An 18241-nucleotide genomic window follows, 5' to 3' on the forward strand; every position below is an offset into this window, starting at 1 on the left:
GATGCCAAGCGATGCGCACACGTCGTTCCGCTGGTGGCGGGCCGGCGATTTGGACGGCTTTTTCGGCCTGTTTGTCGATAACCTGATTCAACTGATCCTGATCGTGGTGCTGTGCGGCAACCTGCTGCAAATGCCGGGCGAACTGGTGTTTGGGCGGATTTTGCCCGGCGTCGCGGTCAGTCTGCTGGTCGGCAATGGCTTTTACGCCTGGCAGGCGCGCCGGCTAGCGTTGGCGACCGGCCAAGCGCAAGTGACCGCGCTGCCCTACGGCGTCAACACCGTGTCCTTGTTCGCTCACGTGTTGTTCGTGATGAAGCCGGTGTTGGAGCAAAGCCACGACGCCGAATTGGCCTGGCGGGTTGGTTTGGCGGCCTGCCTGGGTTCCGGCGTCATTGAGCTGGCCGGCGCCTTTCTGGCCGGCTGGGTTAAGCGCATCACGCCGCGCGCGGCCCTGCTGGCGACGCTGGCCGGCATCGCAATCACGTTCATTGCCATGGATTTTTGCTTTCGGATATTCGCCCAGCCCTTGGTCGGCTTGCTGCCGCTAGCGGTGATTCTGCTGCAGTACATCGGCCGATTGCGCCTACCTTTCGACGTGCCGGCCGGTCTGGTCGCGGTGGTGTTGGGCACCGGGTTGGCTTGGGGCTTGGGGCGGATGGATGCCGCCGCGTTGAACGCCGCGTTCGCGCTGAATCCGCAATGGCCGGCGTTGTACCTCGGCGATTTGCTGGAAGCGACTTTCTCGAACTATTTGCTGCAATTTCTGCCGGTCATCGTGCCGATGGGCTTGTTCAACCTGATTGGCTCGCTGCAAAATCTGGAAAGCGCCGAGGCGGCCGGCGACCGCTTCGGCGTGCGTAGCTCGCTGGCGATGAACGGCGTCGGCACAATCGCGGCGGCCTGCTGCGGCAGCGTGTTTCCGACCACGATCTACATCGGTCATCCCGGCTGGAAAAAGATGGGCGCCGGCGCCGGCTATTCGGTGGCCAACGGCGTCGCTATCACCATGCTGTGTCTGTTGGGCTTGGTCGGCTGGGTGGCGGCGTTGGTGCCGGTCGAGGCCGGCGCGGCTATTTTGCTGTGGATAGGCATCACCATCGCCGCCCAAGCCTTTCAGGCCACGCCGGCCGACCATGCCCCGGCGGTCGTGGTCGGTTTCTTCCCGGCCCTGGCGGGCTGGGGCCTGTTGATGTTGGAAAGCGGCTTGCGTGCCGCCGGCGCCAACGTCGAAACGGTCGGCTTGACCGCGTTGACGCAACAGTTGCCGATCGCCGGTTTGATGGCGCTGGAACGCGGTTTTATTTTCACGTCGATGATTTGGTCGGCGCTGACGGTCTGTTTAATCGAAGCCCGCTACCGCGCCGCCGCTTATTGGGCGCTGGCCGCCGCCGCGATCAGCGCCACCGGCCTGATGCACGGCTACGCGATCGCCGGCGGCGCCATCGTCAACGCCTACGGCCCGGCCACGACCTGGCCCTTCGTCGCAGGCTACGCGGCGATGGCGGCGGCGTTTTGGATGGGCGGCTGGCGGGCGTCCTGCAAAAAATCGGGAGTACAAATCTAGATTTGTACTCCGGCAAATTGCCTGCGTCGCTTGGCGGCTTTGAGTTGATCGCGGCATTGGTTAGGCCACAGCCATCCGTCAAGCGTTTTTCTAGGTCTATATCGTTAGGGTTAGCTGCGCGGAGATAGTTTCAGGTAGGCACACCTGGACATCTCCCGGAGTACAAATCTAGATTTGTACTCCATGACACGACGCTTGCTCTGGTGGACAAAGCCGACTGACCGGGAACTCGCTAGCAGAAAAATAGCGGATTTTCCGGCGAGAGCGGCGTTTCCGAGTGCAACTCCAGATGGGGGCGTCGGCTGATAGGTTGCAAAGCTTCTGGGGTTATCGCGCCTGCGATAAGTTTTCGCCATCCGCTTAGTCCATTCTCTTAAGATGTTGGCTCGGGGTCTGGTTGTCCGTTAGCCGGAGTACAAATCTAGATTTGTACTCCAAGCACGACGCTTGCTTTGGCGGATAAAACCGACTGAACTGGAAACGCGCTAGCCGAAAATTAGCGGACTTTTCGACGAGAGCGGCGTTTCGGAGTGCAAGTCCAGTTGGGTTCGCCGGCTGATAGGTTGCGAAGCTTGGCGTTTATCGCGCCTGCGATAAGTTTTCGCCATCCGCCTAGTCCACACTCTAAATATGTTGGTTCTTGGTCCGGTTGTCCGTCTCCCGTAGTACAAATCTAGATTTGTACTACCGATAAATTTCGTTAGACTCGGAAGAGGACTTTCCGGGGAGTTGAAGCCGATGTTTAAGAAAGGTCGACACGCGCCGGCGCATTTACAACTCGATCGCGCGCAATATTTCGTCACTGGTGCGATTTATCGAAGGCGGCCGCTACTGCGAGACCACGACGTTAAGCAATATTTGTTGGAAACCATGCGGGATTGTCTGGCCGAAAAAGCTTGGCAACTTGAACACTGGGTGATACTCGACAACCACTACCATCTGACGGCGACCAGCGCTCTTGGGAGCGACTTGCCGAAAATCTTCCGCAAACTCCACGTGTTGTCGGCCCGCTATATCCTGGACCGCCAACATTCCGAATTACCGATTTGGTGGAACTATTGGGACTACTGCCCGCGCGACGAACGCGACTACTACGTGCGCTTGAATTATCTGCTGAACAACCCGGTTAAGCACGGTTACGCGAGCCGCTTGGAGGACTACCCGTATTCCAGTTTTGGTCAAACCTTGGCGAGTTTGGGGCGCGAGCGTTTGGCCAGGCAATTTACCGAGCACGCCGGTTATCGTAGCCTGAATTTGCCGGAAGATCGGGACGATTAGCGGGAATACAAATCCTGAGTTGCACATCCAAGCTTTGATGCCCGCTAAAAATGGATGCGGTTTGGCGGTATTAAGCCCTAATCAAGGCTGGAATTCACGACCGTTGGGTTGGCGGCAACGCATTGTCGAAAGAAGACAACAAACTCAAAGCCGGCAACCGGTGCCAGCGACTCATTGGAGTACAAATCTAGATTTGTATTCCGCCTCGGTGACTTAGTCACTGATCGCCATTAAGCCCAGGGTTACATTGGCATCGTCCGCCGCCGCCAGCCGGTATCGCGGGCGTTCCGATAACTAAAAACGGTAGGTAATGGCTATGAGAGACTTGATCTTCGGTTTTGCCGAGAGCATTTTGCATATGAATCTGCGCGATCCGCACGACATTCCGTTCGCATTGCCGCTGATGTTGGCGGCGGGTTTGGGTTTTATACTGGGTTTTATCTTCATCCAATTGCTGGGCAACGAACAACGCCAACAGCGCGACGATTAGTCGCCGCCGGTCAGCAATCCCCGCAACGCGGCGGCGTCGACGATTTCGATGCTGCCGCGCTGCAAATTCAACCAACCCAGGCTTTCGAAGCGCTTCAAGTGTCGGGATACCACTTCCCGCACCGAACCCAATTCCAGCGCCAGTTCCTGATGGGTTTTGTGGATCGTGGGGCCGTCGGCCGCCAACAGGGTTTGCGCCAGGCGCTGGTCGATGCTGGCAAAACTCAGCGCCGCCATCCGCTTGATCACGTCGGCCAGCCGCGTCGAGAAATTGCGAAACACGAATTCGCGGAAGAACGCCGACTGCTGCAGGCAGCGGTGGAACACGTGGGCCGGAATCGCGAAGGCGCTAACGTCGGTTTCGCTGTAACCCTCGGCCGGATACTGGCTGTCGCCGAGCAGGCAGGAGGTGGTCAGCACGCAGGAGTCGCCCGGCAACACCCGGTACAATAACACCTCGCGGCCGTCGGCCGACAAAATCTGCGCCTTGACGCTGCCGGACAGCAGCAACAAATAATGCTCGCAAGTCTTGCCCGGATAAAACACCTGCTGCCCCGCCGGCACCGTCACCAGCGTCGCCGCCTCCATTAATTGTTCCACCACCGCGTCCCGGCAACCGGCGAATTCCGGGAAGCGGTCTTTCCAGGCGTTGGCGTGTTTGAGCATGGCGGTCTCCGGCGGGATTTTTGTGGCTGGATTATAAGGCGGTTTGGGGGATTGAATGGGGTTTGAGCGTTGGGGCTGTCGCGCGCTTGGTCGGTTTGTTAGAATGGATTTGATTTGGTGTTTCACGGCGTAGCGTGTGAAATACAGAACTATCTAATAACTAGTTAGAGGACATCACCGTGATTTTTGATGCCGACACAATTGCAAAGATCATTGGGCCAGTTCTCTCGCTCGTCCTGGGCGCCCTGTTCAAGCACTACACGGAGGCCCGAGCTAGGCTCGTGTCATTCATCGGCCACGTCTCATCCTTCACGCTGCAAGACGAGAAACGAACGGTTGTTCACGCCCACAGCGTTGTGGTGAGAAACGCAGGCCGTAAAGCGGCACACAACGTCCGCCTGTCGCATACAGTGCTTCCTCCCAATGTCACAGTTCATCCGCCTGTGCAGTACACAATTGAACGAAACCCCGAGGGGGCGGGTGAAATTCTCATCCCCGTGCTGGTCGCAAAGGAGCAAGTCACCGTTTCCTATCTCTACTTCCCGCCGCTCACTTGGAACCAAGTTAACGCAAGCACCAAGTCTGATGAAGGCTTTGCGAAGATTCTCAACGTCATCCCAATGCCACAACCGAGCAAGGCCGTATTGGCGGCAGTGTGGTCCCTCATCTTCGTGGGTGCTTCGTTCCTTTTCTACTGGCTCGCCAAGTTGGTGGCCTATGTCCTCTAACCTTTCGTTCCAGTTGCGTAGGGTGGGCACGGCGTTTGTGCCCACGCGGATTGAAAGCAAATCTATCTTGTGTTTCGCTAACGCGTAGCTGATTTTAACGTCGGGTCTCGGCCCGACAGCCGAGTTTCTTTCTTTTGCTTGGCCTCGGCAATTGCTCCTGCATTGCTCTACCTCCTGCATCCATGCAGTCGAAAAGAAAGTATCCAAAGAAAAGGCCACCCCATGCCGCTTATATCCTGCGCTCCTGCGGGTTTGAACGGGGTTTTTGGAAGGGCTATCCATAGCCCTCCAAAAACGCGATGCATCCCTGCATCGCCCCTAACGGGCAAATCCGCTCAAACCCTCCGGTGCTCGGCGCGGCATCAGGGGACAACCCCCGTCGCGATTGTAACGTTGCCCAATCAGCCCGCGTAGGTACGATTAGCGGTAGCGTAATCGTACGCATGTTGTTGACTTTGCCGCGACTGATTTTAATGTCGGGTCTCGGCCCGGCATCAGGGGACAACCCCGTCGCGATTGTAACGTTGCTTAATCAATACGCTCAGCCTTGCAATCTCTCGCTGCGGAGCTTGGCGCCGTGAGATAGTCGCATTGGAGTACAAATCTAGATTTGTACTCCAATGCGTGGCTTGGGCGGCTCCGGTTGGGAAGAGCGGGGTTGAATCGCGGCTGGTCGGCCGAGCGAAAAACACTCGGCGTCGAGTATCGCGGGGTCGACATCGGGTAAAAAATACTCGGCGTCGAGTATCGCCGGGTCGGCGTCGGGCAAAAAACACTCGGCGTCGAGTATCGTTGGGTCGACGTCGGGCAAAAAACACTCGGCATCGAGTATCGTTGGTTCGGCGTCGGGCAAAAAAGACTCGGCGTCGAGTATCGCGGGGTCGACATCGGGTAAAAAATACTCGGCGTCGAGTATCGTTGGTTCGGCGTCGGGCAAAAAACACTCGGCGTCGAGTATCGTTGGGTCGACGTCGGGCAAAAAACACTCGGCATCGAGTATCGTTGGTTCGGCGTCGGGCAAAAAAGACTCGGCGTCGAGTATCGTTGGTTCGGCGTCGGGCAAAAAATACTCGGCGTCGAGTATCGTTGGTTCGGCGTCGGGCAAAAAATACTCGGCGTCGAGTATCGTTGGGTCGACGTCGGGCAAAAAACACTCGGCGTCGAGTATCGTTGGGTCGACGTCGGGCAAAAAACACTCGGCGTCGAGTATCGTTGGTTCGGCGTCGGGCAAAAAAGACTCGGCGTCGAGTATCGCCGGGTCGGCGTCGAGCAAAAATGACTCGGCGCCGCATGTCGCTGGTGGTCGGCCCTAGCCGCGTAGGGTGGGCACGGTGTTTGTGCCCACGCGGATTGAAAGCAAATCTATCTTGTGTTTCGCTAACGCGAAGCTGATTTTAACGTCGGGTTTCGGCCCGACAGCCGAGTTTCTTTCGCTACGAAAACCATCCCTGGTTTTCGCCCCGCGGGCCAGCCTATTGGCTGTTCAAATTCGTTCCAGACGAATTTGTGCTTGGCCTCGGCAATTGCTCCTGCATTGCTCTACCTCCTGCATCCATGCAGTCGAAAGAAAAGTATCCAAAAGACAAATCCGCCGGGAGCGGATTTGGACGCCATTCTTCTCCGTTCCACTAGCAATGTTGCCTGTCTCGTTTTTTGTGTACGGCCATCGGCTTGGTGCAGCTAAGGTGGCCGCGGACTTCTTGAAATCGTGGTCTGCCCGCTTGCCGCAACTCATCAGTCGGCACTGGACAGCTTGTGCGAGACTTTGTTGGACTTGTTGGACTTGTTGGCGTTGGCCGAGATTCGGCCTAACGCTATCCAGTCGTCGCGGTCTCAAGCCGTTACCGTACTGGAAATCAAACGCCATGTCGAACGGCGACTGGCCGATCCGGCGCTGAATGCAAGCGGCATTGCCCAAGCCGTCGGACCGTCGCCGCACTATATCAATGCCCTGTTCGAACAAGAACAGCAATCTCTGATGCGCTATGTTCTGCAGCGACGCTTGGAGCGCTGCCATCAAGCGATCGCACGACGGCAAACGGCGGGATTGACGATTTCGCGGATTGCCTTTCGTGGGAGCTTTAACGAGTTGGCGCATTTCAGCCGGGTATTTAAAAAGCAATATGGCGTGTCGCCCAGCGCATTGAAATTAGCGGAGTAGACTTAGAACCAGATTGTTCTGGTGCAAACGTCTGTTCGATGAGGCCTCTTTGAATTGCAGGGGAGGGCAGTAAAACCCAGGTCATTGCCCGCCGACCATCTGCGCCAATCTGACCAAGGCCTGATTGACCCGTTCGTCCCAATCCACCGCGCAATTCAGGCGGATGAAATTGCGGTATTTTTGCGTCGCCGAGAACATTGGACCGGGCGCGATGCTGATGCCTCGCTCCAATGCTCGCCGGCTCAACGCCGTCGCATCGACCGTTTCCGGCAACTCCACCCAGATCACGAAGCCGCCCTCCGGCTGGGTCACGCGGGTGCCGAGCGGAAAATAAGCGCCGATGGCCGCCGTCATTCTGTCCACCGCTTGCCGGTATTGGTTGCGCGCTTGACGCAGATGGCGTTCGTAGCCGCCCTTGGCCAGCATTTCCGCGACCGTCAATTGCGCGTGAGTCGGCGTCGCCAAGTTGCCGACGTATTTCAGGTACTCGGTTTGCTCCAGGTACGGTCCCGCCACCAGCCAACCCACCCGTAAACCGGGGCACAGCGATTTGGAAAACGACGAGCAATACAACACCCGGCCTTCGCTGTCCCAGCTTTTCGCCATAGCCGGCCGTTGCGGGCCGAAACCCAAGTCGCCGTATATATCGTCTTCGATCAGCGCGATTTTATGGCGGTTGACCAACTCTACCAGCGCGCGTTTGCGTTCGTCGCTCATGCAGTAGCCCAAGGGGTTGCTGTAATTGGGCACCGCGATACAAGCCTTGATCGGCCATTGCTCGCAGGCCAGTTGCAGTGCGTCCAGCGCGATGCCATCGCGCGGATGGGTCGGAATCTCGATCGCGCGCAGTGATAACGATTCGATGACTTGCAACAGCCCGTAAAAGGTCGGCGATTCGACGGCGACGATGTCTCCCGGCTTGGTAACCGCCCGCAAGGCTAGCGTCAGCGCTTCCTGGCAGCCGTTGGTGATCAGGATGTCGTCGGGATCGACCGGGCAGCCCTGTTCCGACATGCGCCTGGCAATTTGTCGGCGCAATTCCGGTTCACCCGGTGGGAACTCGTAATTGGCAATGCGCTGACTGTAACGGCGGGCGACACTGGCCGACAGCTGGGCCATTTTTTGTGTCGGTAAAAATGCCGCCGCCGGCACCGCCGCGCCCAATTGCACGATCTTCGGATCGTTGGTGGCCTTGACCAGACGCAATACCCATTCCTGACCCGTCACCAGCGTTGGTTCGCGCGGCGGTGCCGACATCGTTGGTTCATGCAGCGAACTGCGTGGGCGCGGTTTGACGTAATAGCCAGAACGCTGCCTGGCTTCGAGATGGCCCTGATCCTCCAGCAAACGCAAGGCGCTGACCGCCGTCGCGGTGCTGACTTGGTGCTGCCGGCTAAGCTGGCGTACGCTGGGCAGGCGTTCCCCTGGCCGGTACAGATTCTGGGCGATGGCGTTATATAAATGTTCGGCGAGGTTTTCGTAACGAAGATTCATGGCGGCGAGCAATACAGTTTCGGCGCTTGGCAACAGATACAATTCAATTGTGGTTAAAATTGTATCGATATAATTAACAGAGTTTGCATCTGTATCGATTGCCGGATCATAGCCTAAAGTAGCGCCTCCAACCAACTCATTAGAACAGCTCAGGAGGATACGATGGTCAAGCAATCGGTAACTTGGTTGAACGGCCAACTGCTACCCACAGAACAGGCGACCGTTCCGGTCAACGACCACGGTTTGTTATACGGCGACGGCGTGTTCGAAGGCATACGCTTTTACAAGCGCCGTGCCTTCCGTCTGCAACGGCACTTGCAGCGGCTACAGCTGTCGGCGCGGGCGATTGCGCTGGCAATACCACTCTCCACCGAAGAATTGAATGCCGTGATCGAACGACTGATCGAAGCGTTTGCCGACGATGACGGCTATATCCGCCTGATGGTGACGCGCGGCGCCGGACCGCTGGGCTTGAATCCCAATAGCTGCGTGTTACCCAATGTCATCGCCATCGCCGACCAGTTGACGATGATTGCAATCGCTGAACAACAGGCCGGGGCGAGGTTAATCGTGTCCTCGGTACGCCGTTTGCCGGCCGACGGCCTCGATCCGCGCATCAAAAGCCTGAATTATTTGAACCACATTCTGGCCAAAATCGAAGCCAACCATGCCGGCGCCGACGAAGCGATACTGCTCAACGGCCAAGGCCGGGTGGCCGAAGGCACCGCCGACAACATCTTCCTCGTCCGCGACGGCCGCTTGCTGACGCCGCCGTGCAGCGAAGGCGCGCTGGAAGGCATCACCCGAGAATTGGTGTTACAGTTGGCGCAAGACAATGGCATCGAAACCAGGGAGCAGCCGCTGGGCGTTTACGACCTCTACGCCGCCGACGAATGTTTCTTGACCGGCACCGGGGCGGAACTGATTCCGGTCGCCAGTATCGACTGGCGATCATTGCCAAATTGCCCCGGCCCGGTATTCCAACGCTTGCAACAGGCTTTTCGGCGGACCATAGACCAAGAGTGCGGAGTGGTCTTATGAATTCATTGGAAAATTTGCAGTTGCAGGCGCGATACAGCCAGTGGGTCAATCAGCGTCTGTACGGCGCTTGCGCATCCTTGCCGGACGCCGAACGCAAATAGGTATGCGCAATGCGGCCGACGCCGGCAAGCGTTTAGAACTGGGTAAAAGCGCGCTTAAAGCGTTGGGGGTATTGTGAGAACGACGATGCCTAACCGGACAACGACTGGGATGCCGGTAAATTTGCCGCGACGATTGTCGATGCGCCGTATCTTTTAGCACCTGGAGACTTACCATGATTGAACAATCAACTCTAAAAGACGCCGAACGCGTCGTTCGCGTGCTGATGGCGATCATTCTGCTCACTGCCGGCACCAGCAAGTTTTTCAGCCACGGCGGTTTTTTCGAATACTACGCGGGGTTGTTTCAAGGCGACCTTCGTATTCGGCTTCCCACATGGCTGGTCAAGGCTTACTTGTACGCGATACCGTTCATCGAAATCGGACTCGGCTGCGTGCTTCTCAGCAATCGCCATAAAATACTTGCCGTTTATGGCTGGTTCGCCTTCATGCTAAGCCTGCTCATCGGTCACTACATCCTGCAAGAATGGTCTTCCGTCAATCAGATGCTCGACTATTTCTTTCTAGGATTGCTTTGCCTGGTATTGCCCAGGCATCAATCGTGGCTTAGACGGGACATTGCATGACTGACCGGCGGATCCGGACGCTAGGGTTCTAGGTGTGCAGCGTGAATTTTAGACCACTGACGCGTGTTGTCGCGGTCCTGCTTTTGCTTTCCGGCACTGTGTTGACTGGCTACTATGCCAACGAAATCCGTGTTGCGCGTAGCGAGACGCCCAAAATTCTAGCCCTAGCCTGGCAAACCCACGGCAAACGGATCAGCTTACGGGATCTGCCGCTCCAACGTTTGCAATGGCTCCTGGCGATCGAGGATCCGGCCTTTTACCAACACCAAGGGGTGGACCTCTACACACCGGGTGCGGGCATGACGACGATCAGCCAGGGTTTGGTCAAGCTGTTATATTTTCCAGACGGATTTCAGAAGGGTATCGCCAAGATTCGCCAAACCTTGATAGCCCGGTACGCATTCGATACGCTGGTGTCGAAAGAAGAACAACTGGCGTTGCTGCTGAATACCGCATACCTGGGGCAAGTGAACGGTGTCGCGATTTATGGTTTTTCCGCCGCCGCCGAAACCTATTTTCACCGGAATTTTGCCGCCCTTTCGGATGGAGAATTCAAGTCGCTGGTAGCCATGCTTGCCGCTCCGGACCGGTTCGTTCCCGGTTCTTCCGCGCTGCTTGAGCGCACCGCACGAATCAACGCATACCTGTCGGGCGCGTACCAACCGGCGAGCGTTCTGGATACAGAGTACGACGGTAAGACTAAAGGCTCGCTCGGAGAAGAGGTTTTTATGGCTATGCTACGGCTCATCACAGGCGCAAAACCGCAGATTCAAGCCAATTCAGCGGTCAGGCACAGCCAACCCGTAATTCCGTCAGGCCCGTCACATTAAGTCAGGCTCGGTGAGTCACATTTGAAATGGTCTAATAATCCCGGACGCTTCTAAAGGCAGAATTCATACTACTTAAAAAGGTGGTCATAAGTAACGACAAAAACGCCGGATTCAGGATCAACGTTTGTCATTAAAACTGTCAATGGCAAGGTTCGAAAAAAAGGCAAAGGCTTGAGCTTTTTCTACAATGTCGCCACGGCTTCGATCGCCGCCGTACCGGTCAGTGCTCAGGAAGCTCCCTTCATTTTCAAGCTGTTGACGGCAGACTTTCAATCTGTGACTGTGCAAGGCCAGATGACGTATCGTGTGGCCGAGCCGGAAAGCATGGCCGAGATGCTGAATTACAGCCTGAAAAACGACGGTCTGACTTATGTTTCGGAAGACCCATTGAAACTGTCGGATATCAGTGGCGTCTGCAAGAGGCCGAACGGACGCTGAAAGCATTGGGCCGGTTTCAACTGCTGGAACGGCGTTTGCTGCCCAATTACCAGTTTGGACCAACTGATATCGTGGTCACCATCGGCCAGGATGGACTGGTAGCCAATACCCTGAAATATCTCGAAGGCCAGCCGGTCATTGCCATCAATCCCGATCCTGATCGATGGGATGGGAAACTGCTGCCCTTCGAAATAGGGGAGTTACAATCAGTGGTGACGCGTACCCTTGCCGGCAAGTCGGCTTGCAAAACCATTACCTTTGCTGAGGCAAAGACCAATGATGGTCAACGCATTCTGGCAGTCAATGACCTGTTTGTCGGACCGAAAAGCCACACTTCGGCCCGATACCTGCTGTCGTGGAATGGCCGAGAGGAAACTCAATCATCGTCAGGCATCATTATCTCGACAGGCTTTGGCTCGACAGGCTGGTTTCAGTCGATCTTGGCAGGGGCCTTAGGCGTTTCCGGCAGCGAGTCCCATCCGCTTAAGAAGGGTTTTGCCTGGCATGAACAACGCTTGCAATTTACCGTTCGTGAACCGTTTCCGAGCCGGACTACCGGTACCAGCTTGGTATTCGGCGCCATCACACTCGCCACGCCGCTCAAACTGGAATCGCAGATGCCTGAAAATGGCGTGATCTTCTCGGACGGTATTGAAACCGACTACTTGGCATTCAATTCCGGTACCGTGGTGACGATCAGTTTGGCAGCGACTCAAGGGCAATTGATCGTTTGAATTTGGAATTTGACACATATTTAGGTATTTCAACGCCCCCGCCGGTTTCAAATTGAAACCAATCTGACGCCAACAACAAAAGACCAGCTTTGGCACTGATGGGTTTTTGAAGTATCAAATGCTCGGAACCGGCCATAGGACTAAGAGAAATAGTCAAATCTGGTGTACGGCTGAATTGAATCAGGCGGCCATCTGCTGGGTTTCTTCAGTTTTCCACGTTTCCGTGATGACAGCGATGCCGTCCTGAAAACGGATGCCCTCAATCACCTCTGGCAGGCGTTTAAATCCGCGTATCTTGCGCCAACTTTTTTCGGCGACCAGCGCCAGTCGGAACACCAAACCCAACAAGGTATTGCGGGACAGGCAATTCTTAGTGCAGGTCGTTCGATGGCAAATAAAATCAACAACTTGTTAATGAAAGTTTGGCTTTGAAGGAGGGTGAATGTTTTCTTCTGGGTTTTTGGACATCTTCTAATGGACTGTTCAATTTCTCGGCGCAAGCCCTCCCAACTGCATCATCCGGGCAAAAACGGACAGATTGCAAGGGTGCTTTTGACCTGTTGCTACGCCAACACTATGGTGGGGAAATTATTTCCGTTAGTCGTCTCCATTTCAAATAACCGGTTTCAAGGAACGTTAGGTTTCTATTGTCAACCGACTAAAGCGCTCAAGCGCTACCGGTTTTACGCCACTTAGTAACAAGACAAAAGCAACACGCGATTATGAATTGCATTTGAAATTAGGGGCGGAAATTCAAAGACGAAATTTCATTCAACATTGGGTTGGATAGAACCGGAGGCAAGATGTTAAACGAGCGACATTATTTTGATGGTTCCGCCAATGATGTTTTAAGGGTAGAAGGAGCCACTTCTCTGACGGATGTGTTGCAGCGACGCGCAGAATGTCATCCTCACCGGATTGCGTATACATTTTTGGATTATGGCGCATCAGGCCAGCATTCGCTGACCTATGGCGAACTGAATGCAAAATCCAGGCAATTAGCCGCATTGTTGCTGCAGATGGGTTTGCAAGGTGAGCGAGCCTTATTACTCTATCCGCCCGGCCTAGATTACATCGTGGCCTTTTTTGCTTGCCTTTGTGCAGGGGCGATTGCTGTTCCGGCCTATCCGCCGAGTAATAATCGGCATATGCCCAGACTACAGGCCATTCTTGATGACAGCAAAGCCAAAATAATTCTTACCACCCAGCAAGTTGCCAAGAACATTCGTCATTTTCCCAGCGCCACGGGTAATTTGTTAGACAAGCATTGGTTGCAAACTGATGTCGTCGAACACAATGTCGATGCAAGCTCATGGCAGGCCCCTATCCTACAAGCCAAGGATTTGGCCTTTCTACAATACACCTCGGGCTCTACCGGCGACGCAAAGGGGGTGATGATTAGCCACGGTAACCTGATGGCTAATCAACAGTTAATCAAACGCCGATTTGGCCACGACGAACGGTCGACTGTGGTCGGTTGGCTCCCGCTTTATCACGACATGGGCCTGATCGGTAATGTCATGCAACCCCTGTATTGTGGCGCCAGTGCAATTTTGATGGCGCCGATGGCGTTTTTGGAAAAACCGCTACGCTGGTTGCAAGCCATTAGCGATTACCGTGCGCATACCAGTGGCGGTCCTAACTTTGCTTACGATTTGTGCGTCCAAAAAATCAATCGCGATGAATTGATGGGGATTAATCTCAGCAGTTGGCAATTGGCATTCAATGGCGCCGAGCCTATCAATCCGCTGACCTTGCAACGATTCAGCGACGCATTTAAGGCATGTGGATTCCAACAGCGTTCATTTTATCTCTGTTATGGCCTGGCCGAAGCAACATTACTGGCGACTGGCGGCGATAAACAATCCCTTCCAAAGATTCGCGCATTCGATAAAGCTGCCTTGGAACAACGCATAGTCCATTCGATTGATGATAATCAATTGAATGCCAGAAGCCTTGTAGGATGCGGAACCATCGATATTCATGATGGACAAGACTTGCGTATTGTCGATCTTGATAACGCCACTTGTTGCCCGAATGGTCGAATCGGAGAAATCTGGCTGAGCGGTCCCAGCGTGGCCCAGGGCTATTGGCAAAACCCCGAGATGAGCGGTAAAGCTTTTGTCAAAGATTTCAAAGGCCAATTCTGGCTACGCACGGGTGATTTGGGATTTATAGACAAGGGTGAATTGTTCGTTTCCGGGCGCCTAAAAGACCTAATCATTATTCGCGGTCGCAATTATTATCCGCACGATCTTGAATATGCTGTTGAAACGGCAACCGATGCTTTGAACCCTGCCTCAACAGTGACATTTTCGGTTGATGACGGCGATGGTGAAAAGCTGATTGTGTTAGCCGAATTAAAGCGCAGTCGGGTCAGACAAGGTGATTATCGAAGCGAATTCTCTGCCATCCGTACCCGATTAACCGAAGAATGCGGTATCCAAGCCGACCAGATTTTGTTTCTAAAACCCGGCGCTATTTTAAAAACCAGCAGCGGAAAACTTCGGCGAAATGCTTGCCGTGAACTTTTTATCCAGCAGGGGTTTGAGTATATCGCCATCGACAACTTACGAGTGTCGGGCGAGGTATCACAGTCTCTAGTGAATGTTGATTCGGGGGCAAACGAACGCCGCTTATTGCGCCAAGCTTTACTCAAGATGAATAGCAGCAATGCCGCCGACTTATTGGCGGAACATCTTGCACTGAAAGCCTCGGGATTATCCGGATTGGCCGCAGGTACTGTCGAGTCAAACCATACACTATCGCAACTGGGTTTAGACTCGTTGAAAGCCGTGGAAATGAAATATTTCATCGACGACTTGCTGGGTATCGATCTACCCATCACTGACTTACTCGGTAGCTCAACCTTATCTGCTTGTGCTGTAACTGCGCTGAATCAGGCCAAACATGCGGCAAACCTACCCGTTTCTCTTGCCAATGTCGGCATAGAGAAGGCATCGAACTCTGCTATGTCATACAACCAAAAGGCATTGTGGACACGCGCACAAATAGCACCCAGCAATGCCTCGCACCACATGTCCATAGCATTGCAAATCAGGGACGAATTAAACCGCGAAGCGCTGGGTCGCGCACTGATTGAATTGCATGAGCGTCATGCACAATTACGTGTTGGGTTTAAGCTGGGCACTGATCAACATCCGGTTTGTCTAGCTATTGACCAAGTAGGATTGCTGGAACAGGTTGATTGTTACGACTATTCGCAGCAAATCACGAATCTGCAAAATTTCGTCAACAAGCCGTTTGACCTGGAACGTGGACCGTTACTGAGATGCGGGGTATTCAGTTGTGATGATGACTATCCTGTTCTGGCATTTTGTGCGCATCATTTGATCGTCGATTTTCGTTCTCTGCAAGTATTGCTGACGGAGTTACAAACACTCTATTTAGCTCAAAGCGCCGGTCAGACATCTCTATTGTCATCCTCTACTTCGGTTTACTCGGATTATGTCGCATGGCAACGGAATTATCTGGACAGCACTGCCGCAGAACAAGACTTGAACTATTGGCGGCAGCAGCTGGCTGGTGAGTTACCCAGGTTGGAGCTGCCAGGTGAACGTTCATCAGCCGGTGCCGATTCATACCAAAGCGCTGCAGAAACGCTACATATTTCGGCTGAAACGTTGCAGAAGCTTAAACGATTGGCCGCAACCCATCACACCACGCTGTATACGCTGTTATTGAGTATCTTTAAGACCCTGCTGTACCGCTACAGCGGTCAAACCGATCTAATCGTCGGCAGTCCAACCTTAGGACGGCCTAAACGTGAATTTGCCGATTTAGTGGGTTATTTTGTCAATCCAGTCGCATTGCGTAGTCGACCTCATGGCGAACAGCCATTCTGCGATTACTTGGCTCATGTCAATACCACCGTGCTGGAAGCGCTCAATCATCAACAATATCCCTATGCTTTGTTGGTGGAAAAGGTTTTGCATCGCACTGCCAACGATATAGCACCATTTCGGACCTGGTTCGTGTTGCAGTCCGCAGATGATCCATTGGCGGCGGCGCTGGCCTTGGGACAATCGGGTATTACTGGCCAATGGGGTGATATTGCGGTTGAAACGGTTGCCTTGCCGGAACGATCGGAAGAGTTCGATTTGGCCTTGCTATGCGCGGAAATTGATCAGGGTTTGAAGGTCGTGTTTAGCTATCGTTGTGACGTCATGAGCCGCTTGACAGCACTGCGTATGCTGGGACATTTTCAATGTCTTCTGAACGGCATATTGGCGGAACCCACCACCCGTTTGAGTCAATTACCGTTTTTGACTGTGCCGGAAAAACAGCAGCTGGCTGCCTGGAATAGCACAACAACTTGTTACCCAGAGCACCGGAGCATCGTTGATCTATTTGAAGCGATTGTAGATAGCCAGCCCCAGACCACGGCTTTGATATTTGGCGAGCAGCGAATTTCCTATGCCGAGTTAAATGAGCGAGCCAACCGGTTGGCGCATTATCTGATCGCACAAGGTGCCGGTCCGGAGCGTCGCATCGCGTTAAGTATGCCCCGTGGTTCTGCCCTATTGATCGGCATGTTGGCCATCTTGAAAGCAGGTGCAGTGTATGTACCTGTTGATCCAAGCTATCCCCAAGAACGGCAGACTTATTTGTTTCAGGATGCTGGGGCTGATTGGTTATTAACTGTGATGTCCTTGGCACCGGCTTTGGATTCCGGCCACTTGGTGAAAATCTGCGTCGACGAACCGCATGAGTTCGGCGCATACAGTGCGACTAACCCATCTGTTAAGCGATTTCCGACATCCGCTGCCTACCTGATTTACACCTCCGGATCGACCGGGCGCCCCAAAGGGGTGGTGGTCAGCCATGCCAATCTGTTGCATTCAACATTGGCGAGAAGCGCTTATTATCGCGAACCGCTTGATTGTTACCTGCTATTACCGTCGTTTGCATTCGATAGCTCGGTTGCGGGCATTTTCTGGAGTTTAAGCCAGGGAGCCGCGCTGTGTTTGCCTGACGACAACCTGCTTAAAGATCCGCTGGGTTTGGGAGCCTTGATTGAGCACAACCAGGTCACCCACCTGTTAACCCTGCCCTCGTTATATCAACTCTTGCTGGAACATCTGCCCAGCGTTGCTTTGCAAAGCCTGCGCACCGCCATTGTCGCTGGTGAAGCCTGCCCAGGTGTCTTGACTGAACTTCATCACACACGTTTACCGAACGTTGATTTATTCAACGAATACGGTCCGACCGAAGCCACCGTTTGGTGCAGCGTATATCGCGTACAACCGACCGATTGTGATGCGACTCTGCCGATAGGCACTCCCATTGCCAATATGCGCATTCATATTGTCGATGCGGCAATGCAGCCTCTTCCAGTCGGTGTGGCAGGCGAGTTGCTGGTTGGCGGCGAGGGTATTAGCCGTGGTTATCTCAGCCAACCCGGTTTGACCGCAGAACGCTTTGTACCTGATCCGTTCGCACACAATGGTGGGCGCTTATACCGAACAGGGGACCGAGTGAGGCACCGGACAGACGGAAATATTGAATTTTTAGGGCGTTTCGATCAGCAAGTCAAAATCAGAGGCTATCGCATTGAACTCGGTGAAATCGAAGCCTGCTTATTGCGTCATCCAGGCGTGAATGCCGCCGCCGTCATCGTTCGAGAAGACGCACCGGGTATGAAGCGTCTGGTCGCCTATTGGAGCGGTGATGCTTCGGTTCAGGATAAGTTGAAGTCTCTGCTTAAGGATGGACTGCCCGACTACATGCTGCCATCGGCATTTGTATGGCTTGAGTCCATGCCATTGAATGCCAATGGCAAGCTGGATCGCAAAGCCCTGTCAATGCCGGAAATTCGGACCGAGGATCAAGACACCTTTGTGGCGCCGCGCGACGAGGCCGAGGAAGCGGTAGCGTCTATTTGGTGTGAAGTGTTAGGTATTGATCGCTTGAGCATTCACGACGACTTTTTCGAACTGGGAGGACATTCACTCGCCGGCGTGCAAGTGATGGCAAAAATACAGGACATGTTTGCAATCGATCTACCCGTCAACGTGTTGTTCGAGGCAACGACACTAGCCAAATTCGTTGATCGCATGGCTGAGTGTCAGAGTTAGGAAGGATGACGAATTGCATAGATTGTTGGGGCGAA

General features: G+C 54.2%; 14 protein-coding genes and 1 pseudogene. 11 read left to right on the forward strand and 4 right to left on the reverse strand.

Annotation, left to right across the window (positions count from 1 at the left end; all coding sequences use genetic code 11):
* Position 1: 1 nt before the first annotated feature.
* The 3 genes from ACQE3E_RS05370 (at position 2) to ACQE3E_RS05380 (ending at position 3332) form a co-directional block, all read left to right on the forward strand.
* Positions 2-1564: an NCS2 family permease gene (locus ACQE3E_RS05370; protein ID WP_313728786.1), complete on the forward strand. Its 1563-nt coding sequence runs from the start codon at positions 2-4 to the stop codon at positions 1562-1564.
* Positions 1565-2302: 738 nt separating this feature from the next.
* Positions 2303-2842 (forward strand): REP-associated tyrosine transposase, encoded by a 540-nt coding sequence (locus ACQE3E_RS05375; RefSeq protein ID WP_313728785.1) that lies wholly within the window; start codon positions 2303-2305, stop codon positions 2840-2842.
* Positions 2843-3158: 316 nt separating this feature from the next.
* The gene (locus ACQE3E_RS05380; protein WP_168031754.1) at positions 3159-3332 is read left to right on the forward strand and encodes a hypothetical protein; all 174 of its coding nucleotides are present in this window, start codon (positions 3159-3161) and stop codon (positions 3330-3332) included.
* Here ACQE3E_RS05380 and ACQE3E_RS05385 read toward each other — a convergent pair.
* Positions 3329-3997 carry a Crp/Fnr family transcriptional regulator gene (locus ACQE3E_RS05385; RefSeq protein ID WP_313728784.1) on the reverse strand — a complete coding sequence of 223 codons (669 nt, stop codon included), beginning with the start codon at positions 3995-3997 and terminating at the stop codon, positions 3329-3331. The genes ACQE3E_RS05380 and ACQE3E_RS05385 overlap by 4 nt on opposite strands.
* A gap of 179 nt (positions 3998-4176) precedes the next feature.
* Between ACQE3E_RS05385 and ACQE3E_RS05390 the strand changes: the two genes are divergently transcribed.
* Positions 4177-4725 carry a hypothetical protein gene (locus ACQE3E_RS05390; RefSeq protein ID WP_427501295.1) on the forward strand — a complete coding sequence of 183 codons (549 nt, stop codon included), beginning with the start codon at positions 4177-4179 and terminating at the stop codon, positions 4723-4725.
* A gap of 604 nt (positions 4726-5329) precedes the next feature.
* On the opposite strand, the gene ACQE3E_RS05395 is transcribed toward ACQE3E_RS05390, so the two are convergent.
* The gene (locus tag ACQE3E_RS05395; RefSeq protein ID WP_427501296.1) at positions 5330-5998 is read right to left on the reverse strand and encodes a hypothetical protein; all 669 of its coding nucleotides are present in this window, start codon (positions 5996-5998) and stop codon (positions 5330-5332) included.
* Positions 5999-6433: 435 nt separating this feature from the next.
* Between ACQE3E_RS05395 and ACQE3E_RS05400 the strand changes: the two genes are divergently transcribed.
* Positions 6434-6886, forward strand: coding sequence for a helix-turn-helix transcriptional regulator (locus tag ACQE3E_RS05400; RefSeq protein ID WP_313728778.1), 453 nt, complete (start codon positions 6434-6436; stop codon positions 6884-6886).
* A gap of 81 nt (positions 6887-6967) precedes the next feature.
* On the opposite strand, the gene ACQE3E_RS05405 is transcribed toward ACQE3E_RS05400, so the two are convergent.
* The gene (locus ACQE3E_RS05405) at positions 6968-8380 is read right to left on the reverse strand and encodes a PLP-dependent aminotransferase family protein (RefSeq protein WP_313728777.1); all 1413 of its coding nucleotides are present in this window, start codon (positions 8378-8380) and stop codon (positions 6968-6970) included.
* A gap of 162 nt (positions 8381-8542) precedes the next feature.
* On the opposite strand from ACQE3E_RS05405, the gene ilvE reads away from it, so the two are divergent.
* From ilvE to ACQE3E_RS05430, 5 genes are all read left to right on the forward strand, one after another.
* Positions 8543-9421 (forward strand): branched-chain-amino-acid transaminase, encoded by an 879-nt coding sequence (gene ilvE, locus ACQE3E_RS05410; RefSeq protein WP_313728776.1) that lies wholly within the window; start codon positions 8543-8545, stop codon positions 9419-9421.
* 274 nt (positions 9422-9695) lie between these two features.
* On the forward strand, positions 9696-10106 hold the full coding sequence (locus ACQE3E_RS05415) for a MauE/DoxX family redox-associated membrane protein (protein ID WP_313728775.1): 411 nt from the start codon (positions 9696-9698) through the stop codon (positions 10104-10106).
* 41 nt (positions 10107-10147) lie between these two features.
* Positions 10148-10936 (forward strand): transglycosylase domain-containing protein, encoded by a 789-nt coding sequence (locus ACQE3E_RS05420; protein ID WP_313728774.1) that lies wholly within the window; start codon positions 10148-10150, stop codon positions 10934-10936.
* A 129-nt stretch (positions 10937-11065) separates the two neighbouring features.
* Positions 11066-11374 (forward strand): SPFH domain-containing protein, encoded by a 309-nt coding sequence (locus tag ACQE3E_RS05425; RefSeq protein ID WP_313729456.1) that lies wholly within the window; start codon positions 11066-11068, stop codon positions 11372-11374.
* Between the two features lie 35 nt (positions 11375-11409).
* Entirely contained in the window at positions 11410-12108 is a 699-nt protein-coding gene (locus ACQE3E_RS05430) for a sugar kinase (RefSeq protein WP_313728773.1), read from the forward strand.
* A gap of 180 nt (positions 12109-12288) precedes the next feature.
* Here the strand turns inward: ACQE3E_RS05430 and ACQE3E_RS05435 are convergent.
* Positions 12289-12504 (reverse strand): annotated as a pseudogene (locus tag ACQE3E_RS05435) (IS256 family transposase); the annotation flags it as partial.
* A 407-nt stretch (positions 12505-12911) separates the two neighbouring features.
* Here ACQE3E_RS05435 and ACQE3E_RS05440 point away from each other — a divergent pair.
* Positions 12912-18206: an amino acid adenylation domain-containing protein gene (locus ACQE3E_RS05440; protein WP_427501297.1), complete on the forward strand. Its 5295-nt coding sequence runs from the start codon at positions 12912-12914 to the stop codon at positions 18204-18206.
* Positions 18207-18241 lie beyond the last annotated feature (35 nt).

The organism is Methylomonas sp. MED-D (genome assembly GCF_050276835.1).
GTDB classification, from domain to species: Bacteria; Pseudomonadota; Gammaproteobacteria; order Methylococcales; family Methylomonadaceae; genus Methylomonas; species Methylomonas koyamae_A.